This window comes from Chromohalobacter sarecensis (assembly GCF_023061135.1).
Classification (GTDB): domain Bacteria; phylum Pseudomonadota; class Gammaproteobacteria; order Pseudomonadales; family Halomonadaceae; genus Chromohalobacter; species Chromohalobacter sarecensis.
In genome coordinates, this window is sequence record NZ_JAKGAN010000028.1 from 1 (window position 1) to 738 (window position 738).

General features: G+C 67.2%; 1 protein-coding gene. It reads right to left on the minus strand.

Translation table 11 applies throughout. The features are described 5' to 3' along the window. Positions 1-738: type VI secretion system Vgr family protein (locus L1071_RS16170; RefSeq protein ID WP_246977076.1), on the minus strand; the 738-nt coding region annotated here is incomplete at both ends.

Genomic DNA, 738 nt, shown 5'->3' on the forward strand with positions numbered 1-738 from the left:
TGGGACGAAGACGCCGCCCCAGCCGGCGCCGGCGTTGGGCTGGGCGACCCGCAGCCAGACGCTCGAGTTTTCGTCGTTCTGCCCCTGGCGGTCCCAGTGGAACTGCACGCGCACGCGGTTGAGATGATCGGTGTGGATCTCTTCATTCGCCGGGCCGACCACGGTGGCGGTCTGCGGGCCGCCGATGACGGGACGATGATGGGTCAGCGGATGACGGTACGGCTGGGTGCGGCGCTGGGCCTCGATATCCACCAGGAAGTGACCAGTGCCGCCGGTGGCATAGTCAGAAAGGCGTTCGCCCGTCGGGTCGGCCGTATCACTCTCTAAGCCATGCGCGCGCTTGGCGGCGTCGAGCTGGGGCTGCAAGCTGTCGGGCAGCGCCTGAAGCTGGGCCGAGATCGGCAGGGCGTTCTCGGCATGCACGCTGACGCCCAGCAGCAGGAACTGGCGTTCTTCTTCACCGCCAGTGTCGTGCAGCGAGTGCTGGGTGAGCTCGAACCAGCGCCCGGCCTGGAGCTGGCGGGCGCCGCCGCTGCCGCGAAAGCGCTTGGCCAGGGATTCATGCGCCTCGAGACGGTTTTCGGTGAGGCGCTCGCCGCGCTCAAAGCCGTGGTAGTAATACTCACCGGCGTAATCGTAGACCTCGGTGGCGGGCAGGTTGCCCTGGTCGCTCAGGGTGTCGAGGCCGGTGCGTTTGGTCAGTGACGGCTGCTTGTAGTCGAAGGTGCCGACACTGAC